The organism is Stenotrophomonas bentonitica (assembly GCF_002887735.1).
Taxonomy (GTDB): domain Bacteria; phylum Pseudomonadota; class Gammaproteobacteria; order Xanthomonadales; family Xanthomonadaceae; genus Stenotrophomonas; species Stenotrophomonas bentonitica_A.
The window spans coordinates 86,315-108,425 of sequence record NZ_PKQP01000009.1 but is presented as its reverse complement, the minus strand read 5'-3'; the positions used below and the strand labels follow the sequence as shown (position 1 = coordinate 108,425).

General features: G+C 67.4%; 20 protein-coding genes. 6 read left to right on the top strand and 14 right to left on the bottom strand.

Annotated elements, in window-relative coordinates:
* Positions 1-63: 63 nt before the first annotated feature.
* The 5 genes from rodA to C0R07_RS15770 form a co-directional block, all read right to left on the bottom strand.
* On the bottom strand, positions 64-1,176 hold the full coding sequence (gene rodA, locus C0R07_RS15790; RefSeq protein WP_019186040.1) for a rod shape-determining protein RodA: 1,113 nt from the start codon (positions 1,174-1,176) through the stop codon (positions 64-66).
* Entirely contained in the window at positions 1,173-3,233 is a 2,061-nt protein-coding gene (gene mrdA, locus C0R07_RS15785; protein ID WP_070471943.1) for a penicillin-binding protein 2, read from the bottom strand. Before mrdA ends, rodA begins: the two co-directional genes overlap by 4 nt.
* 1 nt (position 3,234) lies before the next feature.
* Complete coding sequence (gene mreD / locus C0R07_RS15780) at positions 3,235-3,720, bottom strand: rod shape-determining protein MreD (RefSeq protein WP_019186042.1); 486 nt, start codon at positions 3,718-3,720, stop codon at positions 3,235-3,237.
* Positions 3,717-4,835, bottom strand: coding sequence for a rod shape-determining protein MreC (mreC, locus tag C0R07_RS15775; RefSeq protein ID WP_102789391.1), 1,119 nt, complete (start codon positions 4,833-4,835; stop codon positions 3,717-3,719). The genes mreD and mreC overlap by 4 nt, the downstream gene beginning before the upstream one ends.
* Positions 4,836-4,988: 153 nt before the next feature.
* Positions 4,989-6,035, bottom strand: a complete 1,047-nt coding sequence (locus tag C0R07_RS15770; RefSeq protein ID WP_019186044.1) for a rod shape-determining protein — start codon at positions 6,033-6,035, stop codon at positions 4,989-4,991.
* Positions 6,036-6,310: 275 nt separating this feature from the next.
* Between C0R07_RS15770 and C0R07_RS15765 the strand changes: the two genes are divergently transcribed.
* Positions 6,311-7,249 carry a carbohydrate kinase family protein gene (locus C0R07_RS15765; protein ID WP_070425958.1) on the top strand — a complete coding sequence of 313 codons (939 nt, stop codon included), beginning with the start codon at positions 6,311-6,313 and terminating at the stop codon, positions 7,247-7,249.
* Between the two features lie 215 nt (positions 7,250-7,464).
* On the opposite strand, the gene C0R07_RS15760 is transcribed toward C0R07_RS15765, so the two are convergent.
* The 3 genes from C0R07_RS15760 to C0R07_RS15750 form a co-directional block, all read right to left on the bottom strand.
* Positions 7,465-8,037, bottom strand: a complete 573-nt coding sequence (locus tag C0R07_RS15760; RefSeq protein WP_102789429.1) for an HAD family hydrolase — start codon at positions 8,035-8,037, stop codon at positions 7,465-7,467.
* Positions 8,038-8,072: 35 nt separating this feature from the next.
* Positions 8,073-8,804, bottom strand: coding sequence for a hypothetical protein (locus C0R07_RS15755; RefSeq protein ID WP_070471939.1), 732 nt, complete (start codon positions 8,802-8,804; stop codon positions 8,073-8,075).
* Between the two features lie 94 nt (positions 8,805-8,898).
* Entirely contained in the window at positions 8,899-9,984 is a 1,086-nt protein-coding gene (locus C0R07_RS15750) for an MBL fold metallo-hydrolase (protein ID WP_428991916.1), read from the bottom strand.
* 93 nt (positions 9,985-10,077) lie between these two features.
* On the opposite strand from C0R07_RS15750, the gene C0R07_RS15745 reads away from it, so the two are divergent.
* Positions 10,078-10,698, top strand: a complete 621-nt coding sequence (locus tag C0R07_RS15745; protein WP_102789389.1) for a TetR/AcrR family transcriptional regulator — start codon at positions 10,078-10,080, stop codon at positions 10,696-10,698.
* Positions 10,699-10,769: 71 nt separating this feature from the next.
* On the opposite strand, the gene C0R07_RS15740 is transcribed toward C0R07_RS15745, so the two are convergent.
* The 3 genes from C0R07_RS15740 to ubiE form a co-directional block, all read right to left on the bottom strand.
* Positions 10,770-12,710 (bottom strand): M1 family metallopeptidase, encoded by a 1,941-nt coding sequence (locus tag C0R07_RS15740; protein WP_102789388.1) that lies wholly within the window; start codon positions 12,708-12,710, stop codon positions 10,770-10,772.
* 83 nt (positions 12,711-12,793) lie between these two features.
* Positions 12,794-13,660: a GGDEF domain-containing protein gene (locus tag C0R07_RS15735; protein ID WP_102789387.1), complete on the bottom strand. Its 867-nt coding sequence runs from the start codon at positions 13,658-13,660 to the stop codon at positions 12,794-12,796.
* A 68-nt stretch (positions 13,661-13,728) separates the two neighbouring features.
* A complete protein-coding gene (gene ubiE / locus C0R07_RS15730) occupies positions 13,729-14,490 on the bottom strand; it encodes a bifunctional demethylmenaquinone methyltransferase/2-methoxy-6-polyprenyl-1,4-benzoquinol methylase UbiE (RefSeq protein WP_102789386.1) in 762 nt (253 codons plus the stop codon).
* 79 nt (positions 14,491-14,569) lie between these two features.
* On the opposite strand from ubiE, the gene C0R07_RS15725 reads away from it, so the two are divergent.
* The 4 genes from C0R07_RS15725 to C0R07_RS15710 all read left to right on the top strand — a co-directional run bounded on the left by C0R07_RS15725 (position 14,570) and on the right by C0R07_RS15710 (position 16,326).
* On the top strand, positions 14,570-15,022 hold the full coding sequence (locus C0R07_RS15725; RefSeq protein ID WP_019186053.1) for a nucleoside deaminase: 453 nt from the start codon (positions 14,570-14,572) through the stop codon (positions 15,020-15,022).
* Between the two features lie 254 nt (positions 15,023-15,276).
* Entirely contained in the window at positions 15,277-15,555 is a 279-nt protein-coding gene (locus C0R07_RS15720; RefSeq protein ID WP_083298761.1) for a hypothetical protein, read from the top strand.
* 62 nt (positions 15,556-15,617) lie between these two features.
* The gene (locus C0R07_RS15715; RefSeq protein ID WP_019186055.1) at positions 15,618-15,950 is read left to right on the top strand and encodes a hypothetical protein; all 333 of its coding nucleotides are present in this window, start codon (positions 15,618-15,620) and stop codon (positions 15,948-15,950) included.
* Between the two features lie 76 nt (positions 15,951-16,026).
* Positions 16,027-16,326 (top strand): low affinity iron permease family protein, encoded by a 300-nt coding sequence (locus C0R07_RS15710; RefSeq protein WP_102789385.1) that lies wholly within the window; start codon positions 16,027-16,029, stop codon positions 16,324-16,326.
* Between the two features lie 39 nt (positions 16,327-16,365).
* Here the strand turns inward: C0R07_RS15710 and C0R07_RS15705 are convergent, their stop codons facing one another.
* Genes C0R07_RS15705 through smeD form a run of 3 tightly spaced genes read right to left on the bottom strand, consistent with a single transcriptional unit; the run spans position 16,366 to position 22,096 of the window.
* A complete protein-coding gene (locus C0R07_RS15705) occupies positions 16,366-17,766 on the bottom strand; it encodes an efflux transporter outer membrane subunit (protein ID WP_139146337.1) in 1,401 nt (466 codons plus the stop codon).
* Positions 17,759-20,905 (bottom strand): multidrug efflux RND transporter permease subunit SmeE, encoded by a 3,147-nt coding sequence (gene smeE, locus C0R07_RS15700; RefSeq protein ID WP_102789384.1) that lies wholly within the window; start codon positions 20,903-20,905, stop codon positions 17,759-17,761. The genes C0R07_RS15705 and smeE overlap by 8 nt, the downstream gene beginning before the upstream one ends.
* 12 nt (positions 20,906-20,917) lie before the next feature.
* Positions 20,918-22,096: a multidrug efflux RND transporter periplasmic adaptor subunit SmeD gene (smeD, locus tag C0R07_RS15695; protein WP_070471921.1), complete on the bottom strand. Its 1,179-nt coding sequence runs from the start codon at positions 22,094-22,096 to the stop codon at positions 20,918-20,920.
* Positions 22,097-22,111: the final 15 nt, after the last annotated feature.

Below are 22,111 nucleotides of genomic sequence, written 5' to 3'. Positions count from 1 at the left end.
CGTGGGCACCCCAATCCTTAGCCGACACGTACCGCCGGTGCGCGGCGTACGCATCGCACGCACTCAGCCGTAGCCGCCGTGCACCGGATTGTGGCGACGCACGGCCATCACCAGGCCGAAGCCGGCCAGCAGCGATACCGCCGAGGTGCCGCCGTAACTGATCAAGGGCATCGGCACGCCCACCACCGGCAACAAACCGGAAATCATGCCGCCGTTGACCAGCACATAGACGAAGAACGCCAGCCCGGTCGCGCCGGCCAGCAGCCGTGAATAGGTATCGCGCGATTGCGAGGCGATCCACAGGCAGCGCCCGATCACCACCAGGTACAGGGCGAGCACGATGGCCACGCCGATCCAGCCGAACTCTTCACTGAGCACGGAGAAGGCGAAGTCGGTGGTCTGTTCGGGAATGAAGTTCAGGTGCGACTGCGAGCCCTGGCCCCAGCCCTTGCCATCGAAGCCGCCCGAGCCGATCGCGATCTTGGACTGGATGATGTTCCAGCCCGCACCGAGCGCATCGCTCTCCGGGTCCATGAACATCATGATGCGGTCCTTCTGGTACGGGCGCAGCAGCCAGAACCAGGCCACCGGCGCGGCCGCGGCGACCCCGCCGACCGCCACGCCCACCCACCACCACGGCAGCCCGGCCAGCAGCAGCACGAACGCGCCACTGGCGGCGATCAGCACGCCGGTGCCGAAATCCGGCTGCAGCATCACCAGCCCGGTCGGCACGCCGATGATCACCGCACTGGTCAGCACCGTGGAGAAACGTGGCGGCAGTGGCATGCGATGCAGGTACCAGGCCACCATCATCGGCAGGCTGACCTTGAGCAGCTCGGCCGGCTGCAGGTAGAACAGCTTCAGATCCAGCCACTGCCGGCCGTACTTGCCGGTGCCCAGCACGAACACGGCCAGCAGCGGAATCATCGATACCGCGTAGATCAGGGGCGTGGCCGAGCGGATGCGCAGGATCGAGACCCGCGAAATCGCCCACATCGCGGCCAGGCCGACCGCGAAACGCGCGCCCTGCGCGAACACCAAGCCGTCGCCACCGGCGCTCTTGAGCACCGCCAGGCCGATCAGCATCAGCGCGCCCAATGCCAGGCAAAGCACCCAGTCCAGCGAGCTGCTGAAACGGACGGCCATATCGACCGCCCAGCGCAGGAAGACCTTCATCGTGGCCGCTCCGGTGCGGTCGGGGGCGCGGTGGCACTGGGCACGGGCGCGCCGGGTTCCGGCACAGGCGCAGGCGCCGGCACGCCCACCACGACCGGCAGCAGCTCCAGCGCAGCGACGGCGGCATCGCCGGCCTCGCGGGCCGCGCCATCACCACCATCGAAGGCGGTGATGCCGATCGCGGTCGTGCCGCGCTCGCTGTCCAGCGGTTCCAGGCCGTCGGGCATCTTGCCGAGCAGCCAGGCATCGAAAATCTTGCGTGCGATCGGTGCCGCCGCCGAGCCGCCGTAACCACCGCCCTCGACCGCGATCGCCACCGCGATGACCGGGTTGTCGGCCGGCGCGAAGCCCACGAACAGTGCGCGGTGGCGCAGGTGCAGCGGCAGGCTGCGCGGGTTGACCGCGGCCGTGCCACGGCGGCTGATCACCTGCGCGGTACCGGTCTTGCCGGCCATCACGTACGGCGCGCCCGCAGCCGCACGCGCGCCACTGCCGCCCGGCTGCATGGTGCCCATCATGCCCTCGCGCACCGCCTGCAGATTGCTCGGCGTGGGGCTGATCGGCTTGCTTTCACCCGGCGGCGTTGCGGTCCAGTCCGCGTCGAAGCCGGCCCGCTGCTGCATCACCAGGTGCGGCTGGCGCAGGTGGCCATCGGCGATCCCGGCCACGCCATGCACCAGCTGCAGCGGAGTGACCTTCCAGTCGCCCTGGCCGATGCTGACGTTGACCGTGTCGCCGGGATACCAGCGTTCTTTTCTCGATTTGTACTTGGCCGCCGGCGAAGGCAGGATGCCGCCGATCTCGCCGGTCAGGTCGATGCCGGTCGGCGCACCGAACCCGTAATAACCCATGTAGTGGTCAAAGCGTTCGATGCCCAGATCCAGCGCGAGCTTGTAGTAGTACGTGTTGACCGACTGGGTGATCGACTTGCGCAGATCGGTCCAGCCATGCCCGCCACGGTTGGCATCGCCCCAGCCGCGCGAGGTGCCCGGCAGATAGAACATGCCGGTGGAGAGGATCTTGTCCTCCGGCCGGCGCACGCCACTGTCCAGCCCGGCCAGGCCGATCAACGGCTTGATCGTGGAGCCCGGCGCGACGCCGCCCAGCACCAGGCGGTTGAACTGCGGCCGCGACGGGTTGTCGTTGAGCGCCTTGAAATCGGCGTGCGAGATGCCGTTGACGAACAGGTTGGGGTCGTACGAGGGCAGGCTGACCATCGCCAGCACCTCGCCGGTGCGCGGGTCCATCGCCACCGCTGCGCCTTCGAACTCGCCGAAGGCGGCGACCATCGCGCGCTGCAGATCGGCGTCGATGGACAGCCGCAGATCGCTGCCGGACTGCGCCGCGACCCGGCCGATGGTGCGGATCGCGCGGCCCTGCACGTTGGTCTCGACCTGCTCGTAACCGACCTTGCCGCGCAGCTGCTGCTCGTAATAGCGCTCCAGCCCGGACTTGCCGATGTGGGTCAGCGCGGCATTGCCCTCGCCCAGCATCTCCAGGTCTTTGTCATCCACCCGGCCGACGTAGCCGATGATGTGCGCGAACAGATCGCCATAGGGATAGCGGCGGGTCAGGTACGGCTCCAGCTCCACGCCGGGGAAGCGCCAGCGGTCCACCGCAAAGCGCGCCATCTCCTCATCGGTGACACGCAGCTTGAGCGTGACCGGCAGGAAACTACGGCGCGCCTTGCGCGACTTGTTGAAGGTCTCGATGTCTTCCGGGCTGAGCGCGAGGATCCTGGACAGGCCGGCCAGGGTGGCGTCCATGTCCTTGACCTTGTCCGGGGTGATGTCCAGGCGGAACGCCGGCACGTTCTCGGCCAGCAGCCGACCGTTGCGGTCGTAGATCATCCCGCGCCCGGGCACCACCGGCCGCGGCTTGATCCGGTTGGCCTCCGAGCGCGTGGCGTAGATGTCGTGGTCCATCACCTGCAGCTTGAAGTACCAGCCGCCCAGCCCGATCAGGCATACCAGTACGCCGAGGAAGCCCAGCGCGGCGCGGCGCCGGAACTGTTCTGCCTCGGCATGCGGATTCTTGGCCTGGCGGCGCATGTACATGTCAGCGCCCGCGTCGCCCGAAGCGCAGCGCGTCCAGCAGCACGAACACCAGCGGCCACAGCGCCATGCCCAGCAGCGGCGCCCACCAGTACGACCACGGCAGGGTCGGCTCGCCCACCACGATGTGCACCACCGCGCTGACGATGCGGTCGTTGAACAGCAGCCCGCCGATCGCCAGGATCTGCTGGGACATCGGGAAGAAGCGGATCCGCGCGCGGAAGCGCTGCAGGATGAAGGTCAGGATCACCAGCCGCAGCGCCTGCTCGCCCAGCACGCCGCCATACAGCAGATCGGCGATCACGCCGCTGGCGAAGGCGATGCCCAGCCCGACCCGGTCCGGCGTTTCAATCACCCAGTAGGCCAGCACCAGCGCCAGCCAGTATGGCCGCAGCGGCTGCAGCAGGGCCGGCAACGGCAGCAGGCCGAGCAGCAGCGCTACCACCAGACTGACCGGCAGCACCCAAGGTTTGTCGCGCAGGCGGCTCATGGCCGGTTCTCCACGGGTTCGGCCTGCCGAGCATGGCTCGGCACTTCGGCTGCGGCACGGCGCGGAACGGTCACCGGTACCGGTGCGGCCGGACCGGGCCGGTTGGCCTGTGGTGCATTGGCGGGCGCCGCCGCAGGTGCCGTCGTGGCCGGGGATGAACCCGCCGGGGTGGTACTGGCCGGCGCGGCGGTGCCGGCCGGCGTGCCCTCCTGCAACGGCGCGGCGGCCGGGCCACCGGCTTCCCCGGCGTCGCGGCGCAGGTTCGGCGGCAGGTGGATTGCTTCACCCGGGCGCAGCAGCAGCACGTCGCGGCCACGGTCCAGCTGGGCGGCCGGCTTCAGTTCGCCGACCAGGAAGGCATGGGTGTCATCCGGACGCAGGGCGGTGATGCTGCCGACCGGGAAGCCGGCCGGGAAACGACCGCCCAGCCCGGAGGTTACGATCTCATCGCCGACTTCCACCCCGGCACTGAGCGGGATGTCACGCAGTTCCAGCTTGTCGCCGCGGCCGTAGACGATCAGCCGCACGCCGTTGCGGGCCACGGTCACCGGCACGGCATGGTCGGGGTCGGTGAGCAGCAGCACGGTCGCGCTGTTGCCGGTGGTGGCGATCACCTGGCCCATCAGGCCGCCGGCGTCGATCACCGCCTGGCCGACATGCACGCCATCGCGGGTGCCGGCCGCCAACACCAGGCGCTGGCGCACCGGGTCCAGGTCGATATCCAGGATCGGCGCGAGCTGCACATCCAGGCCACTGCGCTCGGCCACGTTGAGCAGTTCGCGCAGCTGGGCGTTGTCCAGCGCGGCGGTCTGCAGCCGGGTCAGGCGCGCGTTGGCGATGAGCAGCTGGTTGCGCAGCTCGCGGTTCTCGCTGACCAGCTGGCCGTGGCTGGCCGCATTGTCCTTGACCTGGGTACCGAGCCGGCCCGGCAGGCCGGCCAGCGCCCACACCGGCTGCACCAGCACGTTGGCCTGCGCGCGCAGGCGCGACAGCCAGCCGGCCTGGTCATCGAGCACGATCAGGGTGATGGCCAGGGCCAGGTAAGCGAGCAGGCGCAGCGGACTGGCGGCATCGCCCTGGCGGGAGGCTACGGGAGGACCGGCGTAAGGCGGCACAGGCGTCGACTGGGAAAAGTGTGGGTGAAGCGCGTTGCAGCACAGCGCAGCGGGAACAGCATGCGAGAACGCCCCGGCGAGGCGATGCCCGGTGAGCGGGGCCCACCGGCATCACGCCGCAGAGGCGCGTCCACGATACACGGCCGGTACGGCTTACTCCGGCGCAAAGAACTCGTTGCCGTGCATGTCCACCAGCTCCAGCGCACGACCGCCACCGCGGGCCACGCAGGTGAGCGGGTCATCGGCCACCTGCACGTGCAGGCCGGTCTCTTCGGAGATCAGGCGGTCCATGTCGCGCAGCAGGGCGCCACCACCGGTCAGCACGATGCCGCGCTCGGCGACGTCGGCACACAGTTCCGGCGGGGTCTGTTCCAGCGCCAGCTTGACCGCGCTGACGATGCCCGACAGCGGCTCGTGCAGGGCTTCCAGCACCTCGTTGGAGTTGATCTTGATCATCTTCGGCACGCCCTCGGCGAGGTTGCGGCCGGAGATTTCCATCTCGATCACTTCCGCCTGCGGGTAGGCGCAGCCCAGCTCGACCTTGATCCGTTCGGCGGTGGCTTCACCGATCAGCATGCCGTGGTTGCGGCGCACGTAGTTGGTGATCGACTCGTCGAAGCGGTCGCCACCGATGCGCACGGAGGCCGAGTAGACGATGCCGTTGAGCGAGATGACCGCCACTTCGGTGGTGCCGCCGCCGATGTCGATGACCATCGAGCCACGCGCCTCGGTGACCGGCATGCCGGCGCCGATCGCGGCGGCCATCGGCTCTTCGATCAGGAACACATCACGCGCACCGGCCTCCTCGGCCGATTCCTTGATGGCGCGGCGCTCGACCTGGGTCGAGCCGGCCGGCACGCAGACCAGCACCCGCGGGCTCGGGCGCAGGAAGCGCGACTTGTGGACCTTCTTGATGAAGTGCTTGAGCATCGCCTCGGTGTAGGTGAAGTCGGCGATGACGCCGTCCTTCATCGGGCGGATGGTGGTGATATGGCCCGGGGTACGGCCGAGCATCTGCTTGGCTTCGGCGCCTACGGCAGCCACGGAACGGGTACCACCGATGGCCCGGTCCTGGCGCACGGCCACGACCGACGGCTCGTTCAGCACGATCCCCTGCCCACGCACGTAGATGAGGGTGTTGGCCGTGCCCAGGTCGATGGACAGGTCATTGGAGAACATGCCACGCAGTTTCTTGAACATCTGGGAGTTGATCCTGAGGGGTGTCGCGCCCAACGCGGGATGGCGAAAAAATGGGCAGAATTCGAGGCCGACAAGCCTAGCAATCCCCCTGTGCGCGAGCAAGGACAAATCTGGCCGAAAGCCAGCCTTCACGGCCATTCAGGCCAATCCGGACAGCCCGGGTTCTGGCCCAAAGCCGCCTCACCCGTTAACCTTTGCGCCGCAGGGCGCCGCAGGGCGCCGTTTCGTTGCCCGCCCGACGGGCCTCAAACCCCCTTCCGCATAGGCCTTACTCGATGTCCGCTTTGATCTGTGGTTCTCTTGCCTTCGACACCATCATGGTGTTTCCGGACCAGTTCAAGAATCACATCCTGCCGGACAAGGTGCACATCCTGAATGTGTCGTTCCTGGTGCCGCGCATGCGTCGTGAATTCGGCGGGTGCGCCGGCAACATCGCCTACAACCTGTACCTGCTGGGCGGCGAACCGATCCCGATGGGCACCGTGGGCTCGGACTTCGGCCCGTACCGCGAGTACTTCCAGGGCCTGGGCATCGACCTGAGCCGGGTCAAGGTGATCGATGAGCTGTTCACCCCGCAGGCGTTCATCACCACCGACCACGACAACAACCAGATCACCGCCTTCCACCCGGGCGCGATGATGCGCTCCTACGAGAACCACGTGAAGGATGTGCCGGGCGTGACCCTGGGCCTGGTCGGCCCGGACGGGCGCGAGGGCATGATCCAGAATTCGCAGGAGTTCTTCGACGGCGGCGTGCCGTTCATCTTCGACCCGGGCCAGGCCATGCCGCTGTTCAACGGCCCGGAGCTGCGCACCTTCATCGAGCAGGCCGACTATGTCGTGGTCAACGACTACGAGTCCAACCTGCTGCAGGAGCGCACCGGCTGGGATGAAAAGGAGATCGTGAGCCGGGTCAAGGCCTACATCACCACCCGCGGGCCGAAGGGCGCGGTCATCCACACCCCGGAAAAGACCTATGACATCCCGCCGGCGCACGAGCGCCGCGTGGTGGACCCGACCGGCTGTGGCGATGCGTTCCGCGCCGGGCTGATCTACGGCATCGAGAAGGGCTATGACTGGCTGACCATCGGCCGCATGGGCAACCTGATGGGCGCGCTGAAGGTCGAGCACCCGGGCACCCAGAACCAGCGCTTCACGTTCGATGAGTTCAATGAGCAGTTCAAGCAGCAATTCGGCTACGCGCTTAGCGTTTGATCGCAGTGCGATCAAACGCGGCCCACGATTCGCCTTAGCGAATCGCGGGTCCCAATTGCACGCCACCTCATCCCCCCGCCTATCGGCGCGCCCCCTTGAACACCAAGGGGGCTCTCCACCAGAGGGGACTTGAGGGGTGATGAGGGTAGAGCCAGGCCATGCCTGGCTGCTTTTCAGGGTCCTGGCGGTGGATCGCGCGGGCCCTTTCGACGCGATCAGACCGACATCCGCTTCCCTTCCCACGCCGCCAGCACCTGCCCGCAGTCGGCCAGCTGCCAGCAGGCCATGCCCGGCCAGGGGTTGTCCGGGGTGTTGACCAGCAAGGTGCGGGTGCCGGCGGCGCGGCCGCATTCCAGGTCGAAGCGATGGTCGCCGACCATCACCACCTGGGATGGAACGGCCTGCCAGCGCTCAACGAAGTACTGCAGCCCGACCGGCGACGGCTTGGGCTCGGCTTCGTCGCGGCCGATGATGTCCTCGCGGGCAAAGACGTCGCCGATACCGATCGCCTGCAGGGTCACGTCGGCGAGTTCGCGCGCGTTGCGGGTGAGGATGCCCAGCCGGCAGCCCGCAGCGTGCAGCGCGCGGACCAGCGCGACGGCGCCGGGGGCGGCCTGCGCCTGCCCGGCCAGCGCGCGTTCGTGTGCGAGCAGCCAGGCATGCTTGGCCGCAGCCTCCTGCGGCGGCAACGCGGCGAGGTGGGTCAGGATGTCGTCGTCCGCTGGAATCGCGAGCTCGCGTTTGATGCGCTGGAAATCATGCACCGCGATGGTCAGCGTGCCGTCCATGTCGAACACCCAGTGACGGATCGCCGCAAGCCCGCTCACTTCCACCACTGCGGCATCCTGCTCGTATCCAAGCCACCGGTTTCGAACACGGCCGTGCGCGTGCCACCGGCCTTGACCGGGAACTCGATGCTGATCACCTTGGCCTTGCGCGCCAGGTTCCACAGCGCTTTCTGGTCGGTGATGAACATCGCGATCGCCTCATCGGTGTCCGGGCGCCAGGCGGCCATCGAGACCGGCTTGCCGTCATCGACGGTCACCTTGACCTGGCATTTCGGGCAGCGGAAATCGCCGGCCTGCAGCACCAGGTAGGCATGCCGCTTCCACTCGGGATGATCGCGGAATACCAGCTGCACCGGCTTGGCGCCGCTGCCATCCACGTCCACGCGTTCCTTGCTGTAGATCTGCGCAGAGGACTGGATGCCCTTGGTACCGACCGGGATCTGGTTGTACTGCCACAGGGCCTGCAGGCGGCGCGTTTCGCGCGCGGCCTCGGCCTTGGCCTTGACCTCGGCGTAGCCCGGTTCGATCCGCGCGGCGACATCGGTGTCCTTGTACTGGTCCAGCAACGAGCCACCGTGGATGCGGGCACGCTCCCAATCCTGCGCGGCGACGGCCATGTCGTACTGCTTGGCCACGCCTTCGGCCTTTTCTTCCTGCTGCGCCTTGGCGGCGGCCGCGGCGGCCTGCTGCGCCTGGCGTTCGGCTTCGGGGTTGCTGCAGGCGGCCAGCGCGAAGGCGCAGGCTGCTACCAGGATCAGTCGTTTCATCGCGTGCTCCGTGTTGGTCGATGGCGCACAAGGCGCCTGCGCCTACTTTATCGCCAAGCGGTGCATGCCGGCGTCGCCGCGATGGCGGCCTGCCTTACTTGGCGGTCGGCTGTCCTTCGCGCCACCAATGGGTGGACGGTGCCGGTGCCCGGATATCCAGACGTTCGCCCATATGCGGCGCAGTCAGCGCCACGCCCTGTTCCTGCGCCAGCGCGGTGATGCGTTCGAACGGTTCTGTCCACGGATGCAACGCGAGGTCGAAGGTGCCGTTGTGGATCGGCATCATTACCGTGCCACGCACGTCCAGATGCGCCTGCAGGCTCTGTTCGGGCTGCATGTGCACATCCGGCCACTGCGCATCGTAGGCACCGGTCTCGATCATGGTCAGGTCGAACGGGCCGTAGCGCTCGCCGATGCGGGCAAAGCCGTCGAAGTAGCCGGTGTCGCCGCTGAAGAAGATCCGGGTGTTTCCGGTGTCGATCACCCACGACGCCCACAACGTGCGGTTGCCGTCGGCCAGGGTGCGGCCGGAGAAGTGCTGGGCCGGGGTCGCGACGATCTTCAGGCCCTCCACGCGGGTGTCCTGCCACCAGTCCAGCTGCACGACCTTCGCGGCGGGCACGCCCCACCCGATCAAGCGGTCGCCCACGCCCAGCGCGGTGACGAAGTGCTGCACCTTGGGCGCGAGCGCGAGGATGGCATCGTGGTCGAGGTGATCGTAGTGGTCGTGGGAGATGATCACGCCGGTGATCGGCGGCAGTTCGTCGATGCTCAACGGCGGTGCGTGGAACCGCTTGGGCCCCATGAACGACATCGGCGAGGCACGTTCGGCGAAGACCGGGTCGGTCAGCCAGAAATGGCCGTCCAGCTTCATCAGCATCGTCGAGTGACCCAATCGCCACAGGCTGTCATCGGGCGCGTCGAGCAGGGCCTGGCGGCTCAGCGCCTGTACCGGAATCGGGGCCAGCGGAGTGGCGTCGGCGGGCTTTTCAAACAGCATTTTCCACATCACGCCCAGCGTGCCGACGAAGCCCAGCGCGCTCTTGCCTGCGGGATTGCGGAAGTGCCCGTCGCCGAATTGCGGCGACTGGTCATAGGCGGCAGCCGGGCGGGCACCGCAGGTCAACAGGCCAATGGACATGGCGATCAACACCGTCAGAAGGAGGAGGAATCGAGGCAGGCGACGTTTCATGCGGGGCTTGCCCTGGAAAGTACACCGGCGAGTTTACTTGCCTTTTCCGAAAAGTAAACTGAACGGTGTAAAATAATCCGCATGACCGCCCCCGACCGTCCCAGCCGCCTCACCGACCGTAAACGCGAGGCCATCCTCCGCGCCGCGGTGGCCGAGTTCCGCGAATTCGGCTTTGCCGGCACCAGCATGGATCGCATCGCGGCCACGGCCGAGGTGTCCAAGCGCACCGTGTACAACCACTTCGCCAGCAAGGACGAGTTGTTCACCGCCATCCTGTGGCAGCTGTTCGAGGCCAGCCAGGCGCTGGCTGTCGTGCCCTACGACCCGGCACGGCCGCTGCGCGATCAACTGTTGCTGTTCGCGGCGCGCAAGATGCACCTGCTGGACGACCCCGGCTTCATCGATCTGTCCCGGGTCGCGATGGCCGAACTGGTCCATGCCCCCGAGCGCGCGCGCGCGATGATGGACAAGCTGGCCGAGAAGGAAGAAGGCCTGACCGGCTGGATCCGCGCGGCCCAGGCCGATGGCCGGCTGCGCACGGACATGCCGCCGGCCGAGGCCGCGCACCAGTTGCAGGCGATGCTCAAGGCCTTTGCGTTCTGGCCGCAGATCACCTTCGGGCAGCCACCGCTCACGCCGGCACAGCAGCAGCAGGTGATGCACGACTGCGTGGACATGTTCCTGGCGGTCCGCGCGGTGTGAGCGCCGGCGCCCAGGCATAAAAAAACGGCGGGTTTCCCCGCCGTTTTTCGTTCAACCGATGCGTCTGGCGATTACGGCTTGGCCGTGCCCGCCTCGGCCTTTTCCAGCATGTCCTGCACCGAGCCCGTGGTGATCGGGTGGTAGCCCGGCTTGGCCTTGGCGAAGGCGGCCTTGGCGAAGGCCAGGCCTTCCGGTGTCTTCACCAGTTCGGCGTAGATCGGCATAATCAGCTTGCGACGGCCGACGCGCTCGATGAACGCACCGGCGGCTTCGTTCGCTTCGCTGTAGCCGCTGCGGATCGTCAACGGATACCAGCGCATCGCGATCTCGCCGTTGGCGGTACCGGTGAAGTGGTAGGCCTTGTCCAGCGCGGCCAGCTTCTCCACCGGCAGGGTCTTGCCCAGGCCGTCAATGAAGTGCACCCATTCCTGGGTGCCCCACTCGCCGGTGATCTGCGCGTTGGGCAGCGTGTTGCTGCCCTGCCAGGCGATGCGGGCGGTATCGACGATGGAGAAGTTGCGCGAGCGGGCCTTGGTCGCGAACGACGGAATGCCCGGCTCGTCCAGCCACGCCTTCAGCTCGGCATCGGTGACGGCGCCGGGCTTCTTGGACAGCAGGTTTTTCTTCAGGTATTCGATGAACTGGTCGGTGTTCGCGCTCTGGAAGGCGTGGTCATCGAACCAGCCACGCAGGAACGGGTCGAAGGTCTCGCGGCCGAAGCGCTGTTCCAGGAACTGCAGGAACCACGCACCCTTGACGTAGGCGACCTGGCTCAACGCCTCGTCCGGGTCACGCTCGCTCAGCGGCGGCAGCGCCAGGGCCTGGTCGGCCGGGCTCATGTCCTTCACTTCGGCGAGCAGATCGTTCTGGTCGATCTCGCGCTCCATCTCGGCCATCTCCTGGCCATACAGCGCCTCGGTGATGCGGCCCTGCACGTAGGTGGTGAAGCCTTCGTTGAGCCAGATGTCCTTCCAGCTGGCGTTGGTCACCAGGTTGCCCGACCAGCTGTGTGCCAGTTCATGGGCGACCAGCGAAACCAGCGACTTGTCGCCGACGATCACGGTCGGGGTGGCGAAGGTCAGGCGCGGGTTTTCCATGCCACCGAACGGGAACGACGGCGGCAGCACCAGCATGTCGTACCGGCCCCAGCGGTACTCACCGTAGAGCTTCTCGGCGGCGCCGATCATCTTCTCGGTGTCTTCGAACTCCTTGGCGGCCTTGCCGACCATGGTCGGTTCGGCCCACACGCCGGAGCGGCCGGAGATCGGCTCGAACACCAGGTCGCCGGCGGCGATGGCCAGCAGGTAGGACGGGATAGGCTGCGGCATCTTGAAGGTGTAATCACCGTCACGCGCAGCCTTGGGATCGTTGTCGGCGCTCATCAGCACCATCACGTCCGGACGCGAGGCCACGTGCGCGCTGTAGGTGAAGCGCACGCTCGGGGTGTCCTGCAGCGGCACCCAGGAACGGGCGTGGATCGCCTGCGACTGGCTGAACATGAAGGGCAGCTTCTTGCCCTCGGTCATCGACGGCTCCAGCCACTGCAGGCCCGAGGCGGTCGGCGCGGTGTGATACGTGATCACGACCTTGGCCGGCTGGTCCGGCGTCTCGATGCTCAGCTTGCTGCCGAACACCTTGTCGGCCGGCGCCAGCACGAACGGCAGCGGCGCGGTCTTGCCATCGGCGGCGATCGCCTCGACCTTCTCCACGGTCAGCTCGCGGGTGTCCAGCACCAGCTGCTTGGCCGCCTTGTCCTTCCACTCCAGCGTGTAGGTCGCGGTGCCGCCGATCTGCTTGCTGTCGAAATCCAGCTTCAGGTCCAGCGCGATGTCCTTGACGACGACCTTGTCCGGCTCGGCGTAGGAGCTTTCATCGTGGCTGCGGCTGTCGGCTTTCATGGCAGTGCTCGCCGGGGCGTTGGCAGTGGGATCGACGGTCGGAGCCGCCGGTTCTTTGGAGCAGCCGGACGCCAGGGCGACGGCCAGGGGAATCAACAGGAACGGAGATCGCATGAATCGGGACCGATCAGGGTGAAACGACCAGTTTACCCCCTGTCTCCGGCGCCCGCGCAGGCCATGCGTGGCGGTTCGCGCATTCAGTCCTCGGCGCGCAGCAGCCGCCCGCCCCCGGCGTACTTGGCCCGGTACATGGCCGCATCGGCGCGCCGGTAGGCCTCGCGCAGGTCATCACCGGGGCGATACCGGGCGGCGCCGGCACTGGCTTTGACCGGCGGCTCGCCAGCGCGCGCCGGTGCCGCCAGCTGTGCGAGCCAGCGGGTGACCCGCTCGCCGGCCTCGTTGCTGTCGGCGTGTACCGCCAGCAGGAACTCATCGCGGCCCCAGCGCCCGATCCAGTCCGGGCCGCGCAGCCACAGCCGCGCGGTCTCCACCAGCCGCACCAGCACCTGGTCCCCGGCCAGGTGGCCGTGGGCGTCGTTGATCGGCTTGAGGTTGTCCAGGTCGACCACGAACAGGGTCAGCGGGCGGGCCTGTGCGCTCGCCCACGCTGCCGAATCGGCCAGCGCCTGTTCGCAGCCGCGCCGGTTCAGGGCCTGGGTCAGCGGATCGAGCAACACGCTGCGGCGCAGATCGCGCAGGCCGGCGTCGACCCCATGCAGGTTGCGGTTGATGCTGCGCAGCAGCCGGCCGATCTCGTCATGGCCGAGGTCGGGCAGGTGCGGCAGGCGCTGCTCGTCGTAGTAGGCCTCCAGCGCATCGGCCGCCTGCCGCAGCGGCGCCATCAGGCGGTACAGCGCCATCATCGCGATCGCGGTGCCGAGCAGCGTGGCCAGGAGCACCACGCCGACCACGGTCCACATCACCCCGCGCGCGTAGTGGCCCGTCGCAGCCATCCACAGCAGCAGGACCAGCAGCGGGACGTGCAGGCCGAGGAACACCACCGCCATCAGCTTGGCGGTGAATGAGCGGGGAAATACGCGGGCAAGCCCGCGGTACAGGCGCATGGCAGGCCCTCTTCGACAGCCTGCCTGCAGTGTGGCCGAGCCCCCTCAGCGGGAACCGGACCGCTGTCTCAAAGTTTGTAGCCGGAGTGAATCGAAACGATGCCGCCGGTCAGGTTCTTGTAGTGGCAACGCTCGAAACCGGCTTCGGTCATCATGGCCTTGAGCTGTTCCTGCGGCGGATGCTTGCGGATGCTCTCGGCCAGGTACTGGTAGCTGTCGCCATCGCGCGCGAACAGCTGGCCCAGCTTGGGCAGGATCTTGAACGAGTGGAAATCGTAGATCGGCTTGAACCAGTCGGCGGTGACTTCGGAAAACTCCAGCACACGCGCCTGGCCGCCCACCTTGAGCACGCGGTGCATCTCGCGCAGGCCGGCTTCCTTGTCGGTGACGTTGCGCAGGCCGAAGGCGATCGTGACCAGATCGAAGCTCGCATCCGGGAACGGCAGCGCCTCGGCGTTGCACTGCACGTAGTTCAGGCCCGCGACCAGGCCGCGGTTGGTCAGCCGGTCACGGCCGACGGAGAGCATGCCGGCGTTGATGTCGCCCAGCACCACTTCACCCTCATCACCCACCCGCTCCTTGATCAGCGCGGCGATATCGCCGGTGCCGCCGGCCAGATCCAGCACGCGGTCGCCCGGCTTCACCTGCGCGGTGGCCACGTAGTAGCGCTTCCACGCCCGGTGGATGCCCAGGCTCATCAGATCGTTCATCAGGTCGTAGCTGCGCGCGACCGAGGTGAACACTTCGCCCACCAGCTTCTGCTTGTCCTTCGCAGCGACATCGCGGAAGCCGAAATGGGTGGTGCCAGTCTTGTAGGGGGATTCGCTCATGGGGACGATTATCGCACCGCCGGCGCCGTTGCGGCAGGCCGCCCACTATCATGGGGGCCTTCACGTTCCTGGATTGCGCATGATCACCACCCCCGACTACGCCGCCCTGCTCGAAACCGCCATCGCCGAAGCCCGCCAGGGCCTGGCCGAAGGCGGCATCCCGATCGGCGCCGCGCTGTACCACAACGACGGCCGGCTGCTCGGCTGCGGCCACAACCGCCGCGTGCAGGAAGGCGACCCGTCCGTGCACGGCGAGACCGACGCCTTCCGCAAGGCCGGCCGCCAGCGCCGCTACCAGGACACCATCATGGTGACCACCCTGGCCCCGTGCTGGTACTGCAGCGGGCTGGTGCGCCAGTTCAACATCGGCACCGTGGTGGTCGGCGAATCGGTCACCTTCCAGGGTGGCATCGAGTGGCTGCGCGAGAACGGCGTCAAGGTGATCGACATGCAGAGCCAGGCATGCATCGACCTGCTCGGCGGCTTCATCAGCGCCCATCCCGAGGTCTGGAACGAAGACATCGGCGAGTAAGCGCCGCCGCTTCCGCGCGCATATGCGTGGAAGATGCCCGCGCGGGGCCGAACGGTGGCGCGCGGGCACGGCTACGTTCTGAATGCTTCAGTGAGCAGGCCGGGCCGCAGGGCCCTGTGCCGTGGGTGTCTGCGCGTGATGCCCTCACGCACCGACGACGGTCGCCGGACACGGCGAACACGCCGCACTAACAACCGCGCTGCATGAACGGCTTAAGGTGGTTGCACAGGGGGCACCATCGTCGAGGAGACGTCATGCATGCCCGAACCCGCCGCACCTCCTCCGTCGAACCCGAGCTGACCGATGCCTGGGAACGACTGCAGGTGCACTACGCACGCCACCAAAACGCCGCGCCTTTCTGGGATGCCTACCAGGCGATACAGGATGAGTTGACGCGGTCCCATCCCCAGCAACGTGTCGCCGTCTGCAACCGGCTGGCGACGCTGGCCGAGCGGCTCGGCGTGGTCCACCACGCTCATCTGCTGCGCGATCAACGTGGCGAAAGCCGCCACACCAGCTCCACATCGCCATGACACCGCTTGCACCGCGCTCTACGCCATCATCCAGATTCCCTTCTTCCCAAACTGAAGTGACCATGTCCTCCGCCCAGATCTCCATCCCTGCCGTCATCGATGTCGACGCCGAAGTCAGCTACTGGCGCCAGCGTCATGCCGACGGCAACCTCGGGACGGGCTCGTTCGGCCATTACGTGCCGTGGATCAAATTCGCCTGCGACTCGCTGATCACGCAACCGCGTGCCAGCGATGAGCAGCGCGATGAAATGTTCCAGACCCACTACGCGCTGCAGATCATGCCGCGCCTGTCCGAAGAACAGGCACGCCAGTTCGTCGACCAGTGCTGGGAACACGTCTACCATGCCGGCCGCCAGGACCTGTCCTCGCGTCCGCGGTTGCATGCTCGGGTCTGACCCGCCCCGGCTGCACAGCGCCTGCACGGCGCCCCACCAATGATGCAGGCACCTCGGACCCGGTCTGCCGTGCCTCATGAAACTGCGCAGCCTCTTCATCCTGGTCGCCAAGAAGGCGTCCTGTGCGGCGGGAACGCCGTGGACCTTCCTGGCGGCGGTCACTCAGAACGCGGATACCGCCGCGATCCAGATCAAGCTTGATGGGCTGATCCGCGCCACCAAGGGCGCCAACAACGAACTGCTCGATCTGGAAGAGCTGGACGAAGAGCGCCTGGAAGAGATCCGCCGCGAGTACGAACGCATGGCACGCGAGGCGGGCAATGCGCTGGACCGCGCGCGGCGCTGCCACGGCGATGGCCGCGCCGACGACCCATGACGGGCGCGGGTGCGGCCGGCCGGACGCACCCGCGCAGACTTACCCGCGCTCGTGCCAGCCGCCACCGAGCACCTTGTACAATGCTACCTGGTTGGACTGCTGCGCCAACTGCGTGCTGACCAGCGACTGCCGCGCGGTGTAGGCGGTACGCCGTGCGTCCAGCAAGGTCAGGAAGCTGTCCAGGCCGGCGTCGTAACGCGCCTGGGACAATCGCTGCGCCTGCTCCGCCGCGGCGACCAGCGCCTGCTGCGAAGACAACTGCGCATCCAGGCTCTCGTTGAGCGCCAGCGCATCGGCCGCCTCGCGGAACCCGGACTGGATCGCCTTCTCGTACTGCGCCAGTGCGATATCGCGATCGGCGGTGGCCATGCCCAGATTCGCGCGCAGCTTGCCGCCCTGGAAGATCGGCAGGTTGAGCTTGGGAATGAAACTCCACACGCGCGTGCCGCTGTCGAACAGACCCGACAGCTCCGAGGAGGCCGAACCGATGTTGCCGGTCAGGCTGATCGACGGGAAGAACGCCGCGCGCGCGGCACCAATGTTGGCGTTGGCCGAGAGCAGCACGTGCTCGGCGGCCATCACGTCCGGCCGACGCAGCAGCACATCGCCCGGCATGCCGGCCGGCAGCGGCCGCACACTGGCCACATCGGTCACCTCGGCCTGCGGCAGCAGGGCGGCATCGACCGGCCCGCCGGCCAGCAGCACCAGTGCATTGCGGTCCTGGGCGACCTGGCCGGCAAAGCGCGCCACATCCGTGCGCGCGGTTTCCACCAGGGTGCGGGTCTGGCTGAGTTCCAGCGCCGAGGCGCCGCCAAGCTGACGGCGTGCCTCGGTCAGGCGCAGCGAATCTTCGTACGTCGCCAGCGTCGCCTGGGCGATCCGCAGCTGTTCGCTGTCCGCGCCCAGGGTCAGCCACGCGTTGGCCACCTCGGCCACCAGCGACAGCTGCGCGCTGCGACGGTTGGCCGCTTCGGCGAAGTACTGCTGCAGCGCGGCCTGGCTGAGGTTGCGCACGCGGCCGAACAGATCCAGCTCGAACTCCACCACGCCGAGGTTGGCACTGAACTGCTCGGTCACCGGCGCATCACCGCCGCTGCGGGTCATCTGCCCCTGCACGCCGATCGCCGGCACGCGGTCGGCGCGCTGGATGCGGTACTGCGCCCGGGCACGCTCGACGTTGAGCACGGCCACGCGCAGGTCGCGGTTGTTCTCCAGCGACTGGCTGATCACTGCCTGCAGGCGCGGGTCGACGAAGAAGTCGCGCCAGCCGATGTCGGCCACTTCCATCGGTGCAGCGGTCACTGCCCCCGTGGTAGCCGTTGCCGGCCACTGCGAGGGAATCGCCGGGGCGACTTCGGTGCTGCGCGGCTCCAGCGTCGAGCAGCCGGACAGCACCAGGCTCACGGCCAGCGCCAGGCTGGCCATCATGGGCTTACGCATCGGAACCTCCAGCGTTCTTGCCGTACTTCTTGCGATTGAACACGCGCTGCACCACCACGAAGAACAGCGGGATGAAGAACACACCCAGCAGGGTGCCGACCACCATGCCGCCGAGCACGCCGGTGCCGATAGCCTGCTGCGCACCAGAGCCGGCACCGGAGGCGATAGCCAGCGGCAGCACGCCCAGACCGAAGGCCAGCGAGGTCATGATGATCGGGCGCAGACGGTCGCGCACGGCATGCATCGTCGCTTCGATCAGGCCGGCGCCCTTCTCCAAGTTCTCCTTGGCGAACTCCACGATCAGGATCGCGTTCTTGCTGGTCAGGCCCACCGTGGTCAGCATCGCCACCTGGAAGTAGATGTCGCGCTCCATGCCGCGGAAGGTGTTGGCCAGCACCGCGCCGAGGATGCCCAGCGGCGCCACCAGCAGCACCGAGGTCGGCACGCTCCAGCTTTCATACAGCGCGGCCAGGCACAGGAACACGATCAGCAGCGACAGCGTGTACAGCAGTGGCGTCTGCGAACCGGCCTGGCGTTCCTGGTAGGACAGCGCGGTCCACTCGATGTCGAAACCGGCCGGCAGCTGCTTGGCGAGCTTCTCCACTTCGTTCATCGCATCGCCCGAGGCCACGCCCGGAGCGGGCTCGCCCTGAATCTCCATCGCGGAGACGCCGTTGTAGCGCTCCAGGCGCGGCGAGCCGTAATCCCAACGCTGGCTGGCGAAGGCCGAGAACGGCACCATCTCACCGGCGGTGTTCTTCACCGACCACAGGTTGAAGTCTTCCGGGTTCATGCGGAACGGCGCATCGGACTGCACGTACACGCGCTTGACCCGGCCACGGTCGATGAAGTCATCGATGTAGCTGCTGCCCCATGCCGCCGCCAGCGTCGTGTTGACCGCCTCCAGCGACAGGCCCAGCGCGCTGGCCTTGCCGACATCGATATCGATGCGCAGCTGCGGGGTGTCTTCCTGCCCGTTCGGGCGCACGTTGGCCAGCAGCTTGCTCTGCCCGGCCATGCCGAGCAGCTGGTTGCGTGCATCCAGCAAAGCCTGGTGACCGGCACCGCTGGTGTCCTTCAGGAAGAAGGTATAGCCCGAGCCGATGCCCAGCTCCGGCATCGCCGGCGGCGGGAAGGCGAAGATGAAGGCGTCCTTGATCCCGCCCAGCGCGGCCATGGCACGTCCGGTGATCGGCATCGCACCCTGGTCGGCATCACGGTCCTTCCAGTCCTTGAGCTTGACGAAGGCCATGCCCGCGTTCTGGCCCATGCCGGCGAAGCTGAAGCCCTGTACGGAGAAGATCGACTCGATCGCGTCGGCCTCGTTCTCCATGAAGTGCTTTTCAAGCTTGTCGATCGATTCCAGGGTACGTTCCTGGGTGGCGCCGACCGGGGTCTGCACCAGCGCCATCAGGATGCCCTGGTCTTCATTGGGCAGGAACGAACTGGGCAGGCGCATGAACAGCAGGCCCATCACCAGCGCGAGCGCGGCGAACACGCCCATGAAACGCCACGGACGGCCGAGGATGCCGCGCACGCCACGCTGATACTTCGCGCTGGAGTTGTCGAAGCCGCGGTTGAACGCGTTGAAGAAACGGCCCGACCAGCCCTTGTGGGTCACGTGGTGCTCGCCCTTCTTGAGCGGCTTGAGCATGGTGGCGCACAGCGCCGGGGTCAGCACGATGGCGACCAGCACCGACAGCGCCATCGCCGAGACGATCGTGGCCGAGAACTGGCGGTAGATGACGCCGGTGGCACCGCTCATGAAGGCCATCGGCACGAACACCGCCGACAGCACCAGGCCGATGCCGACCAGCGCGCCGGTGATCTGGCTCATCGATTTGCGCGTGGCTTCCAGCGGCGAGAGGCCTTCCTCGGACATGATCCGCTCGACGTTCTCCACCACCACGATCGCGTCATCGACCAGCAGGCCGATCGCCAGCACCATCGCGAACATGGTCAACATGTTCACCGAGAAGCCCAGCGCGGCCAGGATGCCGAACGTGCCCAGCAGCACCACCGGCACCGCGATCGTCGGGATCAGGGTCGCGCGGAAGTTCTGCAGGAACAGGTACATCACCAGGAACACCAGCACGATGGCTTCGATCAGGGTCTTGATGACGCCCTTGATCGAGACCTGCACGAACGGGGTGGTGTCATACGGCACCACCGCCTTCAGGCCGGCCGGGAAGTTCGGGGCCATTTCATCCAGGGTGGCACGCACGCCGTTGGCGGTGGCCAGCGCGTTGGCGCCGGTGGCCAGGGTGATCGCGATACCTGAAGACGGCTTGCCGTTGTAGCGGGTCACGAAGTCGTACGACTCGGCCCCCAGCTCCACGCGGGCCACGTCGGCCAGGCGCAGTTCGGCACCGTCCTGCGCGCTGCGCACGATGATGTTGCGGAACTGCTCCGGGGTCTGCAGGCGGTCCTGCGCGTTGATGGTGGCGTTGAGCTGCTGGCCCTTGATCGACGGCGCACCGCCAAGCTGGCCGATGGCGACCTGCGCGTTCTGCGCGGTGATCGCCGCGATCACTTCGGCGGTGGACAGCTTGTAGGTGTGCAGCTTGTTGGGGTCCAGCCAGATGCGCATGGCGTACTTGCCACCGAACACCTGGATGTTGCCCACGCCGGGCACGCGGCTCAGCGGATCGACGATGTTGGAGCCGACGTAATCGGAGATGTCGTTGGCATCCATGCTGCCGTCTTCAGACACGAAGCCGAGCACCTGCAGGAAGCCGCTGCTCGACTTGGCCACGTTGATGCCCTGGCGCTGCACTTCCTGCGGCAGCAGCGGCATGGCCAGCTGCAGCTTGTTCTGCACCTGCACCTGGGCGATGTCCGGGTCGGTGCCGCTCTGGAAGGTCAGCGTGATCGTGGCCTGGCCATTGGAGGAACTGTTGGAGGAGAAATAGATCAGGCCGTCCAGGCCCTTCATGTTCTGCTCGATGATCTGCGTCACCGAGTCCTCGACTACCTTGGCCGATGCACCCGGGTAGCTGGCGCTGATCTCGACGGCCGGCGGTGCCACTTCCGGGTACATCGAGACCGGCAGCTTGAGCACCGCCAGGCCACCGGCGAGCATGATGATGATCGCAATCACCCACGCGAAGATGGGGCGATCAATGAAAAAACGTGCCATGGAATTCTCCGGTTACTGCTGGGCGGCGGGAGCCGCCGGCGCGGCGGCCGGCTTGGCCGGGGCCGCGCCCATTTCGGTGGCCTGCACGGGCATGCCCGGCTGGATCTTCTGCAGGCCTTCGACGATGACCTTGTCACCGGCCTTCAGCCCGTCCTCCACCAGCCACTTGTCGCCGAGCGAGCGGCTCACCTTGACCTGCCGCACTTCGACCTTGTCGTCCTTGCCGACCACCATGGCGCTGGTATCGCCCTTGGGATCGCGGGCAATGCCCTGCATCGGCACCAGGATCGCGTTCTCGCGCACGCCGCTGCCGACCTGCGCACGCACGTACATGCCCGGCATCAGCACCTGGTCCGGGTTCTCGACCTTGACCCGCAGCGCGTAGCTGCCGGTGGTCGGGTCCACGCTGACTTCGGAGAATTCCAGGGTGCCCTTGTGGTCGAACTCGGTGCCGTCGTCGAGCAGGATCGTCACCGGCAGGGTCTGGTTGTCCTGCAGGCGGCCGCTGGCCAGCTCGCGGCGCAGCTGCAGCAGCTCGCTGGCGGACTGGGTCAGATCGACATAGATCGGGTTCAACTGCTGCACGGTGGCCAGCGCTTCGGCCTGGCCGGCGCTGACCAGCGCGCCCTGGGTGACCGAGGACTTGCCGATGCGGCCGCTGATCGGCGCGGTGATGCGGGCATAGCCCAGCGTCACGTTGGCCGCATCCAGCGCGGCACGCGCAGCGCCGACATCGGCCTCGGCCTGCTTGAGCGCGGCGATCGCGTTCTCGTTGTCCTGGGTGCTGACCGCTTCGACCTTGGCCAGCTCGCCGATGCGCCTGGCGCTCAGGCGTGCGGCATTGGCGGTGGCTTCGGCGCGCGCCAGCTGGGCGCGGGCGCTGTTGGCCTGGGCCCGGTAGCTGGCGTCATCAAGCTGGTACAGCGGCTGCCCCGCGGTGACCAGGCCCCCTTCGGTGAACAGCCGCTTGGCCACGATGCCGTTGACCTGCGGGCGCACTTCGGCCACCAGGAACGCGTTGGTCCGGCCAGGCAGTTCGCGCGTCAGGCCGACCTGCTCGGCTTTCAGGGTGGCCACGGTGACCTGGCCAGGCCCGCCCTGTGGACCCTCCTGCTCACCACCGCCACAGGCGGACACGGTCAGGGCGATCGCGAGGGAAAGCGCGAGAAGACGGTACGGGGTTCTGGACATGGCGGTAGGGGCTCG